Source organism: Blastocatellia bacterium (assembly GCA_025054955.1).
In the GTDB taxonomy this organism is placed as follows: domain Bacteria; phylum Acidobacteriota; class Blastocatellia; order HR10; family J050; genus JANWZE01.
Genome location: JANWZE010000026.1, coordinates 33504 through 52804 on the forward strand (window position 1 = coordinate 33504; position 19301 = coordinate 52804).

Annotated in this window: 16 protein-coding genes; 5 read left to right on the top strand and 11 right to left on the bottom strand. The window is 54.6% G+C overall.

The features are described from left to right. Positions 1-59 precede the first annotated feature (59 nt). Together rsgA and NZ823_02990 are read left to right on the top strand one after the other, a co-directional pair. Entirely contained in the window at positions 60-998 is a 939-nt protein-coding gene (rsgA, locus tag NZ823_02985) for a ribosome small subunit-dependent GTPase A (GenBank protein MCS6804091.1), read from the top strand. Continuing rightward, positions 982-1893, top strand: coding sequence for a metallophosphoesterase (locus NZ823_02990; protein ID MCS6804092.1), 912 nt, complete (start codon positions 982-984; stop codon positions 1891-1893). Before rsgA ends, NZ823_02990 begins: the two co-directional genes overlap by 17 nt. Positions 1894-1902: 9 nt before the next feature. Here NZ823_02990 and NZ823_02995 read toward each other — a convergent pair whose 3' ends face one another. The 7 genes from NZ823_02995 to NZ823_03025 form a co-directional block, all read right to left on the bottom strand. Continuing rightward, the gene (locus NZ823_02995; protein ID MCS6804093.1) at positions 1903-2364 is read right to left on the bottom strand and encodes a 23S rRNA (pseudouridine(1915)-N(3))-methyltransferase RlmH; all 462 of its coding nucleotides are present in this window, start codon (positions 2362-2364) and stop codon (positions 1903-1905) included. A gap of 35 nt (positions 2365-2399) precedes the next feature. Further along, positions 2400-2789: a ribosome silencing factor gene (rsfS, locus tag NZ823_03000; GenBank protein ID MCS6804094.1), complete on the bottom strand. Its 390-nt coding sequence runs from the start codon at positions 2787-2789 to the stop codon at positions 2400-2402. Further along, positions 2773-3441 (bottom strand): nicotinate-nucleotide adenylyltransferase, encoded by a 669-nt coding sequence (gene nadD, locus NZ823_03005; protein MCS6804095.1) that lies wholly within the window; start codon positions 3439-3441, stop codon positions 2773-2775. Before nadD ends, rsfS begins: the two co-directional genes overlap by 17 nt. After that, positions 3438-4490: a GTPase ObgE gene (gene obgE / locus NZ823_03010; GenBank protein MCS6804096.1), complete on the bottom strand. Its 1053-nt coding sequence runs from the start codon at positions 4488-4490 to the stop codon at positions 3438-3440. The genes nadD and obgE overlap by 4 nt, the downstream gene beginning before the upstream one ends. Before the next feature lie 65 nt (positions 4491-4555). After that, positions 4556-4819 (bottom strand): 50S ribosomal protein L27, encoded by a 264-nt coding sequence (rpmA, locus tag NZ823_03015; protein ID MCS6804097.1) that lies wholly within the window; start codon positions 4817-4819, stop codon positions 4556-4558. A 12-nt stretch (positions 4820-4831) separates the two neighbouring features. Beyond that, positions 4832-5146 (bottom strand): 50S ribosomal protein L21, encoded by a 315-nt coding sequence (rplU, locus tag NZ823_03020; protein ID MCS6804098.1) that lies wholly within the window; start codon positions 5144-5146, stop codon positions 4832-4834. Positions 5147-5309: 163 nt separating this feature from the next. Continuing rightward, positions 5310-7292: a LysM peptidoglycan-binding domain-containing protein gene (locus tag NZ823_03025; protein ID MCS6804099.1), complete on the bottom strand. Its 1983-nt coding sequence runs from the start codon at positions 7290-7292 to the stop codon at positions 5310-5312. Between the two features lie 419 nt (positions 7293-7711). Here NZ823_03025 and carB point away from each other — a divergent pair, with 419 nt between their 5' ends. Continuing rightward, positions 7712-10927: a carbamoyl-phosphate synthase large subunit gene (gene carB, locus NZ823_03030; GenBank protein MCS6804100.1), complete on the top strand. Its 3216-nt coding sequence runs from the start codon at positions 7712-7714 to the stop codon at positions 10925-10927. Here carB and NZ823_03035 read toward each other — a convergent pair. The 4 genes from NZ823_03035 to gyrA form a co-directional block, all read right to left on the bottom strand. After that, the gene (locus NZ823_03035; protein ID MCS6804101.1) at positions 10913-11299 is read right to left on the bottom strand and encodes an MGMT family protein; all 387 of its coding nucleotides are present in this window, start codon (positions 11297-11299) and stop codon (positions 10913-10915) included. The two genes, carB and NZ823_03035, sit on opposite strands and share 15 nt — an antisense overlap. A gap of 11 nt (positions 11300-11310) precedes the next feature. Beyond that, entirely contained in the window at positions 11311-12525 is a 1215-nt protein-coding gene (locus tag NZ823_03040) for a DegT/DnrJ/EryC1/StrS family aminotransferase (GenBank protein ID MCS6804102.1), read from the bottom strand. A 13-nt stretch (positions 12526-12538) separates the two neighbouring features. Then, on the bottom strand, positions 12539-13648 hold the full coding sequence (gene mqnC, locus NZ823_03045) for a dehypoxanthine futalosine cyclase (protein MCS6804103.1): 1110 nt from the start codon (positions 13646-13648) through the stop codon (positions 12539-12541). A 623-nt stretch (positions 13649-14271) separates the two neighbouring features. Next, positions 14272-16803, bottom strand: a complete 2532-nt coding sequence (gene gyrA / locus NZ823_03050) for a DNA gyrase subunit A (protein ID MCS6804104.1) — start codon at positions 16801-16803, stop codon at positions 14272-14274. A 285-nt stretch (positions 16804-17088) separates the two neighbouring features. Between gyrA and NZ823_03055 the strand changes: the two genes are divergently transcribed. Together NZ823_03055 and NZ823_03060 are read left to right on the top strand one after the other, a co-directional pair. After that, a complete protein-coding gene (locus tag NZ823_03055; GenBank protein ID MCS6804105.1) occupies positions 17089-17739 on the top strand; it encodes a sigma-70 family RNA polymerase sigma factor in 651 nt (216 codons plus the stop codon). Positions 17740-17893: 154 nt separating this feature from the next. Next, entirely contained in the window at positions 17894-18616 is a 723-nt protein-coding gene (locus NZ823_03060; GenBank protein MCS6804106.1) for a zf-HC2 domain-containing protein, read from the top strand. Positions 18617-19301 lie beyond the last annotated feature (685 nt).

Genomic DNA, 19301 nt, shown 5'->3' on the forward strand with positions numbered 1-19301 from the left:
TGTGGGTGTATTGTTGAGCAACATAAACCGCATGGCGGCAACCCAGCTTGTGACAGCGTATGAGTGATAGGTTTGCAGGGATTGTCTTGAAAGCGATCCGCGGGCACTACTGGGTTGAGGCTGACGACACAGTTTTCCGCTGCGTTGCTCGTGATGTCCTGGTTAAATCGGTCAAATCGTCCACGGCGATCACCGTTGGCGATCACGTTCTCTTTGACGTGCAGGACTGGCAGCATAAGCAAGGCGTCATCGTGCAAGTATTGCCGCGACGAACCAAATTGTCTCGCAAACAACAGGCTGATGGGTATGATGCCGCTGCTCAAGAGGACGTCGTGGCAGCCAACATTGATCAGGTTGTCATTGTAGCCTCTGCTCACAATCCGCCCTTGCGTCCTGGATTGATTGATCGCTATCTGGTAGCTTCGCTCAAGGGAGGGTTATCGCCGATCATTTGTATCAACAAAATTGACCTGGCCGTGCTGGCTGAAGTGCAACCTATTGCCGAGCTGTATGAGCGCCTCAATTATCCTGTGTTGATGACCTGCGCCAAGTCGGGACAAGGCGTGGACGAGCTGCGACGCCATCTGTCAGGCCGCGCGTCTGTGTTTGCTGGTCATTCCGGCGTTGGAAAGACGACGTTGCTGAAGCAATTGTGTCCGGGCATTGAAGTCAAGACTCAGGAAGTGAGCAGCAAAACAGGGCGGGGCAAACATACAACGACCAGCGCTGAATTGGTCCGTTTGCCCAGTGGCGGCTACGTGATTGATACGCCAGGCATCCGTCAGTTCAGTCTTTGGGACCTGACGCCCGAAGACGTGGCCTGCTATTTCGTGGAGATAGCTGAGCAGAGTCGCGCCTGCCGTTTTCGTGATTGCTCGCACACAGTCGAGCCAGCGTGCGCTGTCCGGCAAGCCCTCCAAGAAGGTTTGATTCACCCGTTGCGCTACGAGAGCTATCTGAAGTTGCTGCAGGAGTGCAAGTATGAAAAATCCTATTAATCGGTTGAGCAAATCATTGGTTGCATTGCTCGTGGTTGGTCTCTGGTTGACCGCCACGTTGATGGCCGCCGGCCAGGCTCTTGCAGGGTCGGCCAGCCCGGTTGTCAAGTTTGCCGTCATCGGCGATAGCGGGACGGGCGGTGAAGATCAAAAGCGCGTCGCCGCGCAAATGCTGGCCTGGCATGACGTCAACCGATACGAATTTGTATTGATGGTTGGCGACAATATCTACCCGTCGGGAAATCCGCGCGATTACCCTAAAAAGTTTGAACAGCCTTATGCGCCGTTGTTGGCCCGCGGCGTGAAGTTTTATGCCGCGCTTGGCAATCATGATGTCAGAGGCGATAACGAACGCTACGCCATTCACTATCCTCATTTCAATATGGGTGGGCAACGGTATTATACGTTCATCAAAGGTGATGGCTTGGTCCAGTTCTTTGCCCTTGATTCCACAACCATGAGTGACGGCCAACGAGATCACGATCAACTGCGTTGGCTCACCGAAGCATTGAGCGCCTCGCAAGCTCGGTGGAAAATCGCCTTTTTTCATCATCCATTGTACTCGTCAGGCCAGACGCATGGCTCAAGCCACAAGCTGCGGGCGATCCTCGAGCCAATCTTGTTGCAAGGAAACGTGCGGGTTGTGTTTTCCGGCCATGACCACGTCTATGAGCGCCTTGTTCCTCAACGTGGCATCCATTACTTTGTCACCGGCGCAGCCGGTAAGTTACGTCGGGGCGATCTGGATCGCACATCAAAGCTCACCGTCAAAGGGAACGATCAGGTGCATCACTTCATGTACATCGAAATTGACGCAAGGCAGATGCGCTTCCAAGCGGTGAGCAAACATGGCGAGGTGTTTGACCAGGGAACAATTCCCGCCTCGTTGCCGTGAAACCCGCGCTCATTCCTTGTGATAGGGCAGATGGTTGAGAATGCAAAACGCGCGATAAATCTGTTCAAGCAAGATGACGCGCGCCATCTCATGAGGCAACGTCATGCGGCTTAACGATAAGATCAAATCAGCATGCTGACGAAGCTCCGGTGATAATCCAGCGGCGCCGCCGACAATAAACACGATCTCTTTAATCCCGTTGCGTTGATAACCGGCCAGTCGCTCGGCCAGCTCACTTGATGAGAGGTGAGTTCCCGACTCGTCCAACACGATGGTAGTCGCTTCTGCTCTGAGGTGCTTCTCAATCGCTTTAGTTTCCGCTCGTCTGGCAGCGGCATCGTGTGGGTCGCTTTCTTTGACGACTTTCACAGTGCAGCTCGTGAAATGACTGATGCGAGTCAGGTAGGTCTGTTCAAGCGCCGCCCAATGTCGGCTTTTGGTCTTTCCAACCCAGATAAACGTGAGCCTCATGAGGGGAGATCAACAACAGGGTCAGTCGCTCGCGCTTATGGCGCGACGTCCTGAATCTCGATTCGCGCGCCATCTCGCCACAGTCGTTCGAGATCATAAAAGTCTCTGGCTCGTTCGCTGAAGACGTGAACAACGAGGTACCCGTAGTCAATTAAAATCCATTCCGCCACGTCGTATCCTTCAACGTGCATTGGCCGTGAGCCTGCCGCGCGGAGTTTGTCTATGATTGCATCAGCAATGGCTTGAACCTGACGATTGGATGTCCCACTACAGATCAAAAAGGCATCAGCAATCGAAGTGATATTGCGCAGATCAAGCGCGGTCAGCCGGAGCGCTTTTTTTTCCAGCGCGGCCTTTGCTGCCACGACTAAGTTCTCGTTTACCTCCATCAGCATGTTTTCTGAGTGATCACTCTGTTGTTTCATCCGTCCCTTGATAGAGTTGGTATTTTTCGATGTGTTGCCAAACCATCGGTGGAATCGCTTCAACCCGTTTTCCTTCCTTCAGGGCTCGTCTGATGTCGGTCGAGGAAATAGGATTGGCAACATCTGTACAAAGATAAATCACAGGTTCATGAGGCGACGTGGCGGGCAAGGAGCTGACGCGCAAGTCAATCACGCGCCGACGCGCGCTCTCAGGCAGGTGATTCACAGACAGGTCATGTCCTGGCCGATTGACTGCGACGAAATGGCAACTGCTGAGCAACGTTTCATAATCCTTCCACGAGGTGATCTCTGCAAGCGAATCAGCGCCCAGGATAAAATAAAATTCCGTTTGATCAGGCCACTGCTGCTTGAATCGTTGGATCGTCTCAATGGTGTAAGCCGGTCGGGATAATTCCAGTTCAATCGGAGAGACGAAGAATTTTTCATGAGCCGTTGTCGCCAGCACCAGCATGGCAAACCGGTGCCAGTGACTGGCTGTGGCCGCTGATTTTTTGTGTGGAGCGCGAAACGCGGGGACAAACTCAACGCGGTCGAGTGACAGTCGGTTACACACTGCAACAGCCACTTCCATGTGGCCTTGATGAACAGGATCAAATGAGCCGCCGAATATGCCAATGCGCAATGGCTTCATAGTGTGACTGGTTCCATCACTTCGCTCGAGTCCGCCTGAGTCGTTTCGTGCACAGGTGGCAAATACTGGTCAATGAGGGCGAGTAAGCGATCTATGCCCAGGCCGGTGACCGCCGAAATCTCGACATAAGGCAATGCGGCGTCATCACAGAAACGGCGCAAAGCGCGCGCCCCATGCCCTGTTTGCGCGATGTCCATCTTGGTCGCCACAACAATCTGAGGCTTTTGCGTCAGTTGGATTGAGTAGGCGCGAAGTTCATCGTTGATAATGTGGAAACGACGAACTGGGTCTGGTTCTGGCGCGGTGTCGGAGACGTCAATCAAATGGAGCAGCAATCGCGTTCGCTCAACGTGTCGCAGGAACTCATGCCCCAGCCCAGCGCCTTGATGAGCGCCTTCGATGAGCCCAGGAATATCAGCGACAACACAGGAGCGATCATCGCTCAATCGAACCACGCCGAGGTTAGGCACGAGCGTGGTAAAGGGATAATCAGCGATCTTCGGTTTGGCAGCGGAGATTCGGGCAATGAGCGTTGACTTACCTGCGTTGGGGAGGCCAACAAGTCCGACGTCGGCCAGCAGCTTCAGTTCCAGCAGCAACACGCGTTGCTGGCCCGGTTGTCCGCGTTCATGGAAGCGAGGCGCGCGGCGTGTCGGCGTAGCGAATCGAGCATTGCCGCGACCTCCCATCCCGCCGCGTGCCACAAGAACGCGTTCGCCGGGCTTGGCAAAATCGTAGATCATCTGGCCTGTCTCAGCGTCGGTGACGACCGTCCCCACTGGCACGCGAATCGTGAGGTCTTCACCATTGCGTCCATGACGGTGGTTGCCTTCTCCGTGCCGGCCTCGTTCAGCCTTATATTCAGGGTTAAAACGGAAGTGGAGCAGGGAACTCATGCCGGGCGCTGCTTCCATGTAAACATGGCCGCCTCGTCCACCGTCCCCGCCCGATGGGCCTCCTTTGGGCACATACTTCTCCCGACGAAAAGCTGTACACCCGTTGCCGCCATCACCAGCTTTGACGAAAATCTTGGCCTGATCAACAAACATGCGTCGCTGGCGCCCGGCCTAGGGAGCGGGTTGGAAGGGTCATCCCGGCTACGAGTGGAAACGGATCAATTCGTTGTTGTCGGAATGATGTTGATGTACGTTCCTTTGCTGCCTCGATTGACGAACTGAACAGTCCCGGCAATCTTGGCGAACAAGGTGTCGTCTTTTCCGCGGCCAACATTGAGTCCGGGTTTGTAGCGAGTGCCTCGTTGCCGCACGAGAATTGAACCGCCGCTGACGAATTCTCCACCAAACCGTTTGATGCCCAATCGTTGCGCGTTGGAGTCGCGGCCGTTGCGAGAACTGCCCAATCCTTTTTTATGTGCCATGATGCAAATTCCTCATGCGTGCGTAATCTGCTGAATGTGGAGCGTCGTGTAACCTTGACGATGTCCTTTCTTCAAGCGGTACTGTTTTCTTCGGCGGAATTTGAAAACCACCAGTTTCCGTCCACGCCCATGCTCAACCACACGGCAGGTGACCGATGCCGTTTCCACACGTGGTTGACCGATGACAATGCCGCCCTCATGTTTGAGGACAAGCGGCTTGAACTCGATGGTCGAGCCAACCTCTGCCTTGATTGAAGGAACACGAATGCGCTCTCCTGGTTGAACGCGAAACTGCATTCCTCCAGTTTCGATGACCGCGTAATTCACAGGTCCTGCCTCCATACAATGAACTCACGAAAGGTGGCGATTATACATAGGCGCTATTTGACTGTCAATTTTTGGCAGCAACCCAAATTCCTATGCGGTTATGCAACCGACACGAAGCAGCCCACGTGGCAAGCATGATTGGTGGTTGAAGGCATCTGATAGCTTAGCGGGGCACTGTCAAAACCGATCCAACCAGGACCTTATTGGTCTTCATTCGATTCAAACTCTTCAGTGTCGCCACGCTGATGCCGTGCCGCTCAGCGATACTGGACAGGGTATCGCCTTTACGCACGCGGTAAACGGAGTTCTTTTTGGCTGGCGATTTGGCATTGGCCGAACGTTCTGGCGAGGACATGCCTTGGGGCGTCACCACCAGACGTTGACCATATTTCACCGTGGATGACCGCAGGCCATTCCACTGGCGTAGCTCGGCTATGCTCACGCCATACTTCCGAGCAATGCTTTGTAATGTCTCGCCGCGCCGGACCAGGTGCATGGTCGGTGGCTGGGCTTTCGTCGTGATCCGTGAAGCCGCCGATGCGATCGGGTGAGATTGGTTCGGGACGTTCAAGTAGAGTCGTTGACCGGTGCGCAGTTTGGCTCGTGTGCTGATACGGTTGAGTCTGGCCAGCTCGCGGGCTGACACGCCATAGCGAGCGGCGATCATCGTCAGGTTATCGCCGGGCCGAACGGTTATGGACATGCGGGTCGTTGAGGCTCGCGCCAGTTGGATGCTTGCCGGTTCAACCGTATTGCGCAGTGGAGCACGAGCCGTGCTGATGGGCAACACCAACGGCATCCCAGGACGGAGCGTCTCCTCAAGCGCAAGTTGATTGATTCGGGCCAGCTCTTCAACCTCAATGCGATGTTGTTCGCTGAGGCTGGCTAACGTGTCACCATCCTTGACGCGAATGACGCGCCACGAGTCTCTCTGGTCTTCAGGGATGCGACTGATCACGGTCTGGAACGTCGCGGCTGTTCCCGGCGGCAGTCGCAGGTGGTATCGCATATCGGGTGGCGTCTTGCCACGCTTCAGCTCAGGATTCAATTCCTGAATCGTCTCATAGGGCGTATTTGTGATCTCAGCGACCAACCGAAGGTCAATTGAATCGGTCACAGGAACTGTTTCATATTGCAACGGTGCGTCCGGTTTAATATGACCGAAGCCAAATCGCTCAGGGTTCTTGGCGATGATGATGATGGCCAGAATGATTGGCACGTAGTTGCTTGTCTCTCTGGGCAGGAGGCCGCGATTGTAAAAGTACCAAAAGTCAGAATAGCCCGTTGCCGCGATGGCGCTGTCAATACGTCCTTCACCGCAGTTGTACGCCGCCATCGCCAATTGCCAATCGTTAAACCGATTGTAGAGAAACCGCAGATAACGCGCCGACGCGCGCGTGGCCTGTTCGATTCCACTTCGTTCATCAATCCACTGATTCTGCCTCAAGCCATATCGTTGACCGGTTCCTGACACAAACTGCCAGATGCCAACGGCGCCAGCCCACGATCGGGCGCGCGGCTTCCAATTGCTTTCAGCCTGCGCCAGCCAAACAAGGTCTTGTGGGACTTTTTCTTCTTTGAACACTTTCTTGGCCAACGCTAAATAGCGTCCCGCTCGCTGTAGACCGGCAGCCATCGTGGCGCGACCTTTGGGATTCTGCGAAAAATAATGAATGAATTGAAGAACCTGCGGAGTGAGCGTAAAAGCAAAATCCAATGATGGCTTTTCGATGACGATGTTAGCAGCAGCTAGGTCTTCCTCATCTAACTCAACTTGAGCGAGCTCGTCTAACAAAGAAGGCTCATAATGTTGCTCACTGACGCCATCACCCCGCAAAGCAGCTTGAACCTCGAGCTGGTGAATCTTTTCGATTAAGTTTCGGTAGTAGGTTTGTAAGCGAGGGTGAGTACGGGTATCAAAGCCGCTTTTGAGGATCGCATCAACAGCTTGGTCGAATTGAACTCTCGCTGCCTCCATGCCTTCGGCCTGAAGCGCTTGCAGGCCCAGATCGTAGTGGTGCTGGGCTGCGGCCATGATGGCATCAACCTTTGCTTCCGGCATCGAAGAGGAATGATGCTGAGCTAAAACCAATGAAGGCATGAGAACCAACACTATCAGCGCCGTGCAGATTATTCTTCTTATCATCCGTTCTTTCCGCTCCAAAATAATGTTGCGCCTGAACTGCTGGCGCTTCACGCAACCCCACGGATATGCCCACGGCCTTCTCTCATGCGCGAGCGCTTTAACCCTAACATAAAATCGCTTGAAGTGTCAAACAATAGTTTTTTTCTCGTGTGTTATCAATGGGTTATCAGTTGACCGAGTATCTGGCTTACAAGGATTATTGGCGTTGTTTGCGGCTTCGGTTGGGGGAGTATATAGGCGGCCTCGTGCCAAATGCCTTTGAGCTGAAGTTTGGTGCTTTAAACCGAGCAACCTCGCGCCTGCTAAAGTTTCAGCGTCTGTGTATGGCCGTGTGGCGCACGTCTGTATAGGCATCGCTGTGTGGACGCTTGTCTTTGATGGTTCAATTGCCTATCATCTGTCGCCCAACAAGATCAACAATGCCGAAACGAACAGACATTCATCGCATTTTCATCATCGGGTCTGGTCCAATTGTCATTGGTCAAGCCTGTGAGTTTGATTATTCGGGGACGCAAGCCTGCAAGGCGCTGCGCGGTGAAGGCTACGAGGTCATCTTAGTGAATTCAAACCCGGCAACGATCATGACGGACCCAGAAATCGCTGATCGCACCTACGTGGAGCCGTTGACGGTGGAGGCGCTCGAAAAAATTATCGAGCGCGAACGTCCCGACGCCCTTTTGCCGACGGTGGGTGGGCAGACCGCATTAAATTTGGCTGTTGAGTTGGCCGAGCGTGGCGTCCTTGAGCGATTCGGCGTGCGCATGATCGGCGCTAATCTGCATGCTGTGAAAGTTGCTGAAGACCGACAGCTCTTTCGGCAAGCTATGGAACAGATCGGCCTGCAGATGCCGCGTGCTCGCACGGCTCATTCGGTGGACGAAGGATGGCGAGTCGTCGAAGAGTTTCAGTTGCCTTATCCCATCATCATTCGTCCGAGCTTCACGTTGGGTGGCACTGGCGGTGGAATTGCTTACAACGACGAGGAGTTTGTTCAGATCGTCGAGCGCGGGTTGGCTGCGTCGCCGATTCATCAAGTGTTGGTTGAGGAATCGGTGATCGGCTGGAAAGAATTTGAACTGGAAGTCATGCGGGACCGCGCGGACAATGTCGTGATCATTTGCTCCATCGAGAATATTGATCCGATGGGCGTCCACACAGGCGATTCAGTGACGGTTGCGCCGGCTCAGACGCTGACGGACAAAGAGTATCAACGCATGCGCGATGCGGCAATCGCGGTGATTCGTCAGGTGGGCGTCGAAACCGGCGGCTCGAACATCCAATTTGCCGTCAATCCACGCAACGGCGACCTGCGCGTGATTGAGATGAATCCGCGCGTGTCGCGTTCATCGGCGCTCGCGTCTAAGGCGACGGGCTTTCCCATTGCCAAAATTGCCGCCAAACTGGCCGTCGGCTACACGCTCGATGAAATTCCCAATGACATCACGCAGAAAACGCCGGCCTGCTTTGAACCGACGATTGATTATGTGGTGGTCAAGATTCCCAAGTGGGCATTTGAGAAGTTCCCGGATGCCGACCCGACGTTGACCACTCAGATGAAATCGGTGGGCGAAGTCATGGCGATTGGTCGAACGTTCAAGGAAGCGTTTCAGAAGGCTGTGCGCTCGCTCGAAATTGGCCGCGTGTTTACTCCGCCACCGCTCAGTGACGATGAGCTGCGGCGCAAACTGATTGTGCCCAATGCCGAGCGTTTTTACTACATCCAGCATGCGTTTGAGCGGGGCTTTTCCGTTGACTTGGTCGCTGAACTGACCAACATTGACCCGTGGTTTTTGCAGCATCTCAGTGAGATTATTGATGACCGCCTCTGGCTGAAGCAGCAAACGCTGGAGAGCCTGACGGCAGCGCAGTTGTTCAATTTGAAGCAAAAAGGTTTCTCTGATGCGCGGCTGGCGCTGACGTTCGGCTGTGAAGTCGAAGATGTGCGTCGCCATTGTCGGCAGATGGGCGTGCGACCCGTCTATAATCGCGTGGATACCTGTGCGGCTGAATTCGAATCCTTCACGCCATACCTCTACTCAACCTACGGTCTGGAAGATGAATCCTCTCCGCAACCACGTAAGAAGATCATGATCCTAGGCAGCGGACCCAATCGGATTGGGCAGGGCATCGAGTTTGATTATTGTTGCTGCCATGCCGCTTTCGCGCTACGGGAAGATGGCTACGAGACGATCATGGTCAATTGTAATCCTGAGACGGTCTCGACTGACTATGACACGGCCGATCGCCTCTATTTTGATCCATTGACATTCGAAGATGTCATGAACATCTACGAGGTTGAACAACCCGATGGCGTCATTGTTCAGTTTGGTGGGCAAACGCCTCTGAATTTGGCCATGCGCCTGTGGCGAGCGGGCGTCAAGATCATTGGCACTTCTCCTGATTCAATTGATCTGGCCGAGGATCGGCAGCGCTTCGGGCGCTTGCTCCGCGATCTGGATATTGCGCAGCCCCCTCACGGGACGGCCAGTAGCGCCCAAGAGGCTCGTCGCGTGGCAGCGCAAATTGGCTATCCTGTGTTGGTGCGTCCCAGTTATGTGCTCGGCGGGCGCGCGATGGCCATCGTTTATGATGAGCGCGACCTGGATAATTACATGACCTCAGCCGTCGCTGCCTCGCCTGAACGCCCTGTGCTGATTGATCGGTTTTTGGAAGATGCCGTTGAGTATGATGTGGATGCGCTGGCCGACGGCTATGAATGTGTGATCGCAGGCATTCAGGAACATATCGAAGAGGCCGGCATCCATTCAGGCGATAGCTCGTCAGTGTTGCCAGCAACCAACGTGACGCCGAGCGTGCTTGAAAAGATTCGTCTTTACACGCGGCAATTAGCCTCGGCGCTGCATGTGGTTGGATTGATGAACGTGCAGTATGCGGTCAAAGATGGTCAGGTCTTTGTCCTGGAAGTGAACCCGCGAGCTTCACGAACCGTGCCATTTGTCAGCAAAGCGACCGGCGTGCCGCTGGCTAAGATCGCCGCGCGATTGATGACTGGTCGGAGGCTCAAAGAATTCAATCTGCCGGCGGAGCTGAGTGTAGACCGATTTTACATCAAAGCCCCTGTGTTTCCGTTCTCCAAATTTCCTGGCGTTGACCCAGTTCTCGGCCCTGAGATGCGTTCAACCGGCGAAGTGATGGGCATTGCCGAGAGTTTTGGCGCAGCGTTTCTCAAGGCCATGCTTGCAGCAGGCATGAGCTTGCCGCGGCAGGGTACTGTTTTTCTCAGCGTCAATGATCGTGATAAGCCGGCGCTGCTGCCCATTGCTCGCCGACTCCTTGAACTTGGTTTCGCGATTGTCGCCACGCGCGGCACGGCGAACTTGCTCCAGAGCCATGGCATGGCTGCCCGCTCAGTATTTAAAGTGAATGAAGGACGACCAAACGTGGTTGACCTGATCAAGAGCGAGCAAATCCAATTGATCATCAACACACCGCTTGGCCGCGCCTCGTTTTTTGATGAGAAAGCCATTCGCCGCGCCGCTGTTCAGTACCGTGTGCCTTGCATTACGACTATGACGGGCGCTAAAGCGACGGTCAGCGCAATTGAATCATTGCAGCGGGAGCAATTGGAGGTCTGCACATTGCAGGAGTATCATCTCCATTCATCGAACCGGTGAACGGCGGGTCGCGCCGGTGGATCGTTTGTTCGTCGCGTGGCGTGCGTGATGCGGCTGTTGCGTAGCTCGGGGCCGCCAACGATGTCGTTCCATGTTGACCCGATCTGAGGCCATGAACGCGACACCTTCCGCTTCAAGCAAATGCCTTTGCAGATCGGCCAGCGCGACCGACCGTTTGCCGATGGATAATTCACCTCGATGATTTACAACGCGAAACCAGGGCACGCCATCAGGGGCAACCGACATCGCCCAGCCAACTGTGCGCGCCGAGACAGGACTTTTGCACATCGCCGCCACATCGCCGTATGACAGCACCCGCCCAGCCGGAATGCGTTTCACAATGCGATAAATCTCTGTGAATGTGCTTGCCATGAGCTTTGCGCTCATTGGTTGGTAGATGATGGTCGGTGGCCAGTCAACAGGCGTTTGATCGTCTCAACGATGAATTCGATTTGTTCGTCGGTCAATTCTGGATAGCAAGGCAATGACAGAACACGTTGTGCGCAGGCTTCAGCGACAGGGAAGTCGCCTTGTTTGTAGCCGAGATATTCATAGGCCGGTTGCACATGCAGTGGCTTCGGATAGTGGATGCCGGCGCTGATGCCCTGTTCATTGAGCCATCGGAACAGCTCATCGCGCCGTGGTGTTTGAATGACGTACAGATGGAAGACGTGTCGTCGCAAGTCTGAAATCGTCGGCGTTGTAACGTCCGGCAGATCGCTCAGGAGTCGGTTGTACTGCTGCGCGATTGCACGACGTCGAGCATTCCACGAATCAAGGTAGGGCAGTTTGACTCGCAAGATAGCTGCCTGTAAGGTGTCGAGCCGATAGTTACGCCCCTCAAACGCGTGGGTATATTTATCGGTGCGACCTTGGTCAACAAACAATCGCATGTAGGAGGCTAAGCGCACGTCGTCAGTGACGACACACCCGGCATCGCCGTAAGCGCCCAAGTTTTTGCCAGGATAGAAACTGAATGTGGCGGCTATGCCGAAGCTGCCAGCCCGTTTCCAGGCGCCATGTTCATCGCGCGCTTCGGCGCCGTGCGCTTGGGCTGCGTCTTCGATGATGTGGAGATTATAGCTGCGTGCTAGTTCGAGCAACGGTTTCATGTCGGCCATCTGTCCGTACAGATGAACCGGCATGATAGCTTTCAGCCGTCGTTGTGACAGGCGGTTGACGAGATATCCGATTCGCTCGTCAAAGTAGTAATCGGCATGAATCCGTTCTCGGACTTTCTCCACGTCGAGGGTGAATGTTTGTTCATCAATATCAACGAAGACAGGCCGCGCCCCCGCATGCGTGATTTCAGCGGTTGTGGCGATGAACGTCATCGGCGTGGTGATGACTTCATCGCCGAGCCCGATTCGGAGCGCAGCCAACGCTGTATGAATTGCTGTTGTCCCTGAACTGGTGCCAACGGCAAACTGAACGCCACAGTATTGAGCAAATTCCTTCTCAAACGCGGCCAGCTCCTCGCCAAGAATAAACGAGCTGGTCTCAATGATCCGCCGGATAGCTGCATCAATCTCCGGTTTAATCGTCTGGTATTGGGCGTTCAGGTTGACCAGGGGAATGGTGGTTGATGGGTTGGGCATGTTCAATGGCTGATTAGACATTAGCCACCTGGCGATTGGTCACGTAGCGATAGAGCGTATCGCGTTGCTGCGGTTCAAAGCCGGCTTCTCTGATCAGTTCGCGAACTTTTAACTCGCTTGGGTAGATGTGCGGAATGCCGGCTGCTGTGACGACATTTTCTTCGATGATGATGCTGCCGAAATCGTCGGCTCCATAGTGCAAGCCTTCCTTGGCTGTTTCATAGCCCATCGTCAGCCACGAGGTTTGTAGGTGAGCAATGTTATCGAGAAACAGACGCGCAACGGCAACCAGTTTCAGATATTCTTCCGCCGTTGCTTTCTTCCAGCCATGTTTGCCCAATTCAGTGTTATCTGGCTGATAGGTCCACACGATGAATGCTGTGAATCCGCCTGTTTCGTCTTGCAGGTCGCGAATCCGTTGCAGATGAATGACGCGCTGCCGCAGCGTTTCACCAAAACCGATCACCATCGTAGCAGTTGTTGGCAGACCTTCTTCATGAGCGATGCGCATAGTTCCCAGCCATTCTTCTGAGGTGCAACGCCGGTTGATGCTCATGCGGACATCGTCATCTAGAATTTCGCCGCCACCGCCGGGAATTGAATCGAGCCCAGCCGCCTTGAGTCGCCGTATGACCTCACGCACGGACAGTTTCGAGACCTTGGCGATGTGGACGATTTCAGTTGGCGAGAAGCAGTGCAGGTGAATCTGATACCGCGCTTTGATCGAGCGGAGCAAGTCTTCGTACCATTCAATTTTCAAGTATGGATTCAAGCCGCCCTGCATCAGGATGCCTGTGCCGCCCAGGGCCAGGACTTCTTCAATTTTCTGAAAGATAGCCTCTTTTGGCAGGACGTATGCGTCATCGGCTCCAGGCAAGCGATAGAACGCGCAGAAGCTACAGAAGGCGACGCACACGTTGGTGTAGCTGACGTTGCGGTCAATGATGTAGGTGACGATGTTTGTTGGATGCCATCGCAGCCGCATTGCGTGAGCTGCTTGCCGCAGTGCGGGCATATCGTCTGAAGCGAGCAACGTCACAGCTTCTTCCGCTGTCATGCGCTGTCCGCTCAGCACACGCTGCAAAATCGGTTGGATTGACTCCCGATGCCCGGTTTGATCCATAGAAAATTGTTTCTCCTTCGAAGATAACCATTTTCATGGTTCGTGGTGAGCGCAAAGCTCATGGGCGATTCCTGACTTTATCTTGGCCAAAGCGGCGTCGCGCCCTGCGGGCTTGCCGCCGCACTCCAAAACGCATTCTTATATGCTCCTGACTTTACCTTGGAGTGCGCCGGCAGAGCGAAGCGGCGACGGCGCTTTCCCCTCTGAAAAAGTGGCACAGGCGTTCCCGCCTGTGGTGTTTTTCATCGTTTCTCTCGTGTCGTCCAGACAACATGAACAACTCCTCTGAAAATCGCCCACGAAACACACGAACCTCACGAAAGAATTCTATTTTCATCGTTCGTGATGAGCGCAAAGCTCATGGGCGGTTCCTGTGAAAAGGCAGGCGCAGATTCACTGATGAACAGGTTTTCACACTCACCGAATCTGTGCTTGTTTTTCATTGTTTCTCCCGCGTCGCCACCAGCGACATAAACGATTCCTTAACGATTGGCAATTGAACCACAGGCTACCGGCATCGTCAATCGGTCTTCTGATAAAAGTTGGCAAAAGGGAGCGGTGCTCTCGTTGGTGCTTGCAGCCATCGCTTTGCTCTCTGCCAATTGATCGCGGTCATAGCGCCTCTATTGAGAAGGTTGGTCGGTCAGTTGATCTGAGCCTGTGTCGGGCTGCTCAGGTGGCTGTGGAGCTGGCGCCGTTTTGTTATCGGTGGCGCGATCAACGTCCTCTTGCCCTCGCCCGGCTAACGCGGCTGATGCGACCTTATCGCCTTCCTCCAGCGTGATCACACGGACGCCTTGCGCATTACGTCCTGTTTCGCGAATGTCTGCTGCTTCCAATCGAAGCGCTTTCCCCTGATGAGACATCAGCATGACTTCATCGTCGGTTTTCACCGGCATGACAGCCACGACATGACCGGTCTTCTCAGTGACTTTCACATTGATGACGCCTTTGCCGCCACGCGATTGCACCCGGTATTCCGACAGCGCCGTCTGCTTGCCATAACCGCGCTCCGTGATGGACAGCATTTGTTCATCACCGGTGACGGCGCACACGCTGACGACGTAGTCGCCCGGACTTAACGCGATGCCGCGAACGCCACGCGCCTGCCGGCCCATCGCGCGAACATCCGATTCGTCAAAGCAGATGGCCTGTCCGTCATGCGTCGCAAGAAATATCTTCATCGTCCCGTCGGTCAATTCCGCGCTGATCAGCTCGTCGTCTGATTCCACACTGGCGGCAATCAAGCCGCTGGCTCGCAAGTTATCGAATTCGGAAAGCCGGGTCTTTTTGATTATGCCCTTTCGGCTGACCATGACCACGTAGCGGTCTTCCGGAAAGTCACGCACAGCAATGACGCCGGCTACTTTCTCGTTACTCGAGAAGTGGGCCAGGCTGGCAATCGCTCTGCCACGGCTGGCCGCTTGCGCTTCGGGAATTTCGTGAACCTTCAGATTGTAAACCTTGCCTTGATTGGTGAAGATCATGATATAGCTATGAGTGGTGGCAACGAAGACATGGGTGACAAAATCTTCGCCACGAAGGCTGATGCCGGAGCGCCCCTTGCCGCCCCGTGTCTGACTGCGGAAGATGGCCAGCGGCGTGCGCTTGATGAAACCGGCGTGAGTAACCGTAATGACCACTTCTTCATCAGGAATCAAATCTTCCAGTGCGAACTCGACCTCTTCATCAACAATCTGGGTGCGTCGCGCGTCGGCGAACTCTTTACGAACGGCTTGAAGCTCCTCAACGATAACGTTACGCAGCACCATCTCATTCGCCAGGATTTCTTTCAGCTCAGCGATTTTTTTAATGATCTCCTGATATTCATCAACCAGTTTTTGTCGTTCGAGGCCGGTGAGCCGTTGCAATTGCATGTCGAGGATTGCCTGGGCCTGCTTCTCGCTGAATTGGAACTTCTCCATCAGGCCTGAGCGCGCCTGGGCTGTTGATTTGGCGGCGCGAATCAACCCGATAACGGCGTCAATCTGGTCGATCGCCCGTTTGAGACCTTCCAGGATGTGGGCTCTGGCTTCTGCTTTATTCAGCTCAAAGACCGTGCGCCGACGAACGACCTCCCGCCGGAATGAGATAAACTCCTCCAACGTCTGCTTCAGGTTCAGCACCTGCGGTTGGCCATTGACGATGGATAAGTTGATCACGCCAAAGCTGGATTGCATGGGCGTGAGCTTGTAGAGGTTGTTCAGCACGATTTGCGGGATAGCATCACGTTTCAATTCGATGACAATCCGCATGCCTTCACGGTCGGATTCATCGCGTAGGTCGGCAATGCCGTCCAGCTTGCGCTCATTGACCAATTCAGCGATTTTTTCCACCAGTTTGGCTTTGATCACCTGATAGGGAATTTCCGTCACAACGATGGCATCCCGTTCGTGCGCGCCTCGTCCCACTTTATCAATGGCCGCCCTAGCCCGCATGATGATTGTCCCACGACCGGTGTGGTAGGCCTGTCGAATGCCGGCCCGACCGTAGATGAATCCACCGGTGGGGAAGTCAGGCCCGGGCACAAATTTCATTAAGGTTTTAATGTCTGCGTCGGGATGCTCAATCAGGTAGATGGTCGCGTCAATGATCTCGCCTAAGTTATGCGGCGGGATGTTAGTGGCCATGCCCACGGCGATGCCTGACGCGCCATTAACCAGCAGGTTCGGAAAACGGACCGGCAAGACGACCGGTTCTTGCAGCGATTCATCGTAATTCGGCTGGAAGTCAACCGTCTCTTTTTCGATGTCGGCCAGAATCTGCGTGGCCAGCCGACCCATGCGGACTTCGGTGTAGCGCATGGCGGCAGGTTCGTCAGCATCAATGCTTCCCCAGTTGCCTTGTCCATCCAGTATCGGATAGCGCAGGGAAAAGGGCTGAACCAACCGAACCATCGCTTCATAGACCGCTGAGTCGCCGTGGGGATGGTATTTGCCGATGACGTCGCCAACGACGCGCGCACTTTTCTTGTGTGGTTTGTTATGCGTGTTGCCCAGCTCATGCATAGCCCAGAGAATGCGACGGTGGACCGGCTTGAATCCATCGCGCACGTCGGGCAGCGCGCGGCCAATGATGACCGACATGGCGTAGTCCAGATAACTGCGCCGCATCTCTTCGTCCAGCGCTACTTGTATGAATTTTTTCGCTTCCATGACTTCAGTCTTTCCTTGTCGTGCTTGCCGACGATGAGGTATTCATCGTGTTGTGGCGGTTGATCTGCAAGCGGCATTATAGCCTGAACATTTTTCCAGAGGCAATTTGATAGCGGGTGTGAAATGCCTTGTATCCGTTTTTCCTCGCGGGGATTCACTGCTACAATAAATTTTCTCAATTTTCTGGGAACAGATCGGTGCGATCCGGTGTCTCAGTAATTCGGGTCAAAGAAGACGTTGAGAAGAGCGTAGGTGAACGAGCCGAGTTCGTCAAATAGGAGCCGCATGATGTCGGCAGTGGTTGTTGACCAGGTTTATTCCAGCGCGTCGGTCCAGGTGGCGGGCCACGAGATAGAAGCGCAGTGGATCGAGCGGATTCGACGTGGCGATCACCTCGCCTTTGAGCAGTTGGTGAGAACCTACCAGCACAGCGTTTATCGCTTGCTGTACCGCATGATTGGCGATGGGGAAGAAGCCAGAGACCTTGCTCAGGAAACGTTTTTGAAGGTTTATCAGAAGATTGACCAATTTCGTGGAGAGGCTGATTTGAAAACGTGGATTCTCAGGATCGCCGCCAATCAGGCGATCAATCATCGCCGATGGTGGTTACGCCGGTGGCGGCATCGCACGCTTTCGCTGGACGAGCCGGCGGATGAGCAGCAGTGCGTGCTGAGCGAGACGATCAGCGACCAACATCCGAGCATGGAGCAAGCGCTGCTGGAGCGCGAACGCGATGGCCGATTAGCCCAAGCGTTGCTCAAGATCAAACCCGCCTATCGGGTGGCCGTCGTGTTACGAGACATCGAAGGACTCAGCTACGAGCAGATCGCTGCCGTGCTAAAGATTTCCGTTGGAACGGTCAAGTCGCGCATCTGGCGGGGCCGAGAGTTGTTGAGGCAAGAGGTGATCCAGGACCCGCGTGGGTGGCTCGGATGATTGACCAGCTCCGGCTTGAAAATTGAAAAACGCCGATGGGTCAAACGGCGGGCTCGTTGAACGTCAGGTCAACAACCCTTCTGTCCGCCTGGAGCGGACCAAGCCGGAGCCGGTGAATCATACCTGTTGTTGGTGCGATGAGGAGTTTGAGAATATGCAGTGCGTGCAATACAAAAAACTGGCATCCGCTTATCACGATCGTCAGTTGGACCCAGCAATGCAACGGACGTTGAAGCAGCACATGAGCCACTGTCGAGCGTGCCGCGAGTATTTGGCGCAGCTTCAAGCAGTCGCGGATCGGCTGGCACGCCTTTCAGCGCCCAGTTTACCCACAGACTTTGTTGAGCGAACCGTCGTCGCTTTCAAAGAGCTTCGCTATGAGCCGAAGCCAACCCTGTGGCGGTCGCTGGTTAATTTCGCGTTCATCCATTCACGGCTCGTTTCCACTGTCTGCAGTTTTCTGATCACGATCCTCTGTTCGGGAGCGATCTTAGGACAATTCAAACCAATCCCCCTCAACGTTGTTTCGACTGCCGGATTTGTGCAGTTAACGCAGGCTCAGTTTGATCAGGTCAATGGTCGGGATGACTCACTGCCTCGCGCGGGGTCTTACGCATTTCCGCGAGTCCAACGCGGCAGTCAGATTGATCTGGCATCGGTTGGATTGCCTGCCGCGTCCATTGTTGTCTTAGCGTATGTTCGCTCCGACGGTCGAGCTTCCTTGATCGAAGTGTTAGACCCGCCGAGCTCGCCTCAACTCGTGGCTCGTGTGCAAGGCGCATTGAGCAATTTGCGCTTTCGTCCGGCGCTGGCTGACGGGCGTCCCGTCCCGACGCAACTGGTGTTAGTTGTAGAGCAGATAGATGTCCGTGGCTGATTAGCCCCGCCTGCCGTTAGAGCGCACTGGGTTGCACTAGAGCGGTTTGCGAATAAGTTACGCTGGGAGCGCCCGCTTCCAACGTGCATTACGCGCAAGATGCGGGGCAACAAGGCTAAACGCAATTAAAAATCGCCCCTGCTGCCAAGAGTTCCGAGAAAGGCTGTTTTTTATGAAGCGACCTGGAGAGCAGGAGCAGAACATCCCAAGCGACGTCCTAACGACTTTCTGTGCGCATTTGATGACATCGGCATGATGGTGGGGCAGCATCCAGCGGCCATGCAAGTGGCCCGTGATCACATTGCCAGATGTGCACCATCTGGGTGGAGGTCATCCCCAAGCCCTCTTGCCTAAAGGGGCGCGACCCGTTCCCTCATTAACTCGTTCATGTTGTCAAGGCCCCATCACGGATGCGCTGCTATGGCGCGTCACGAACAGACCACCACAGGGCTTGCTCTGTTGTTCCAGCCGTTGCACGCTTGGCGCTCCTCTGGTCGGCGGTTGCCGCCGCTGCTGGGAGCTCGCTCGGTTCAAAACACCACATGTCAGCGGACGCCAACAACGATACCCCCTACAAGGGGCGTGGTCTTTAATTTGGCGTAAGGTTGAGCTCAGGCGAGCTGTGAGAGCAAAGCCGGAAGCATCTGTGAGAATGCTGACTTGGCCAATACCTGATCACAGCCGG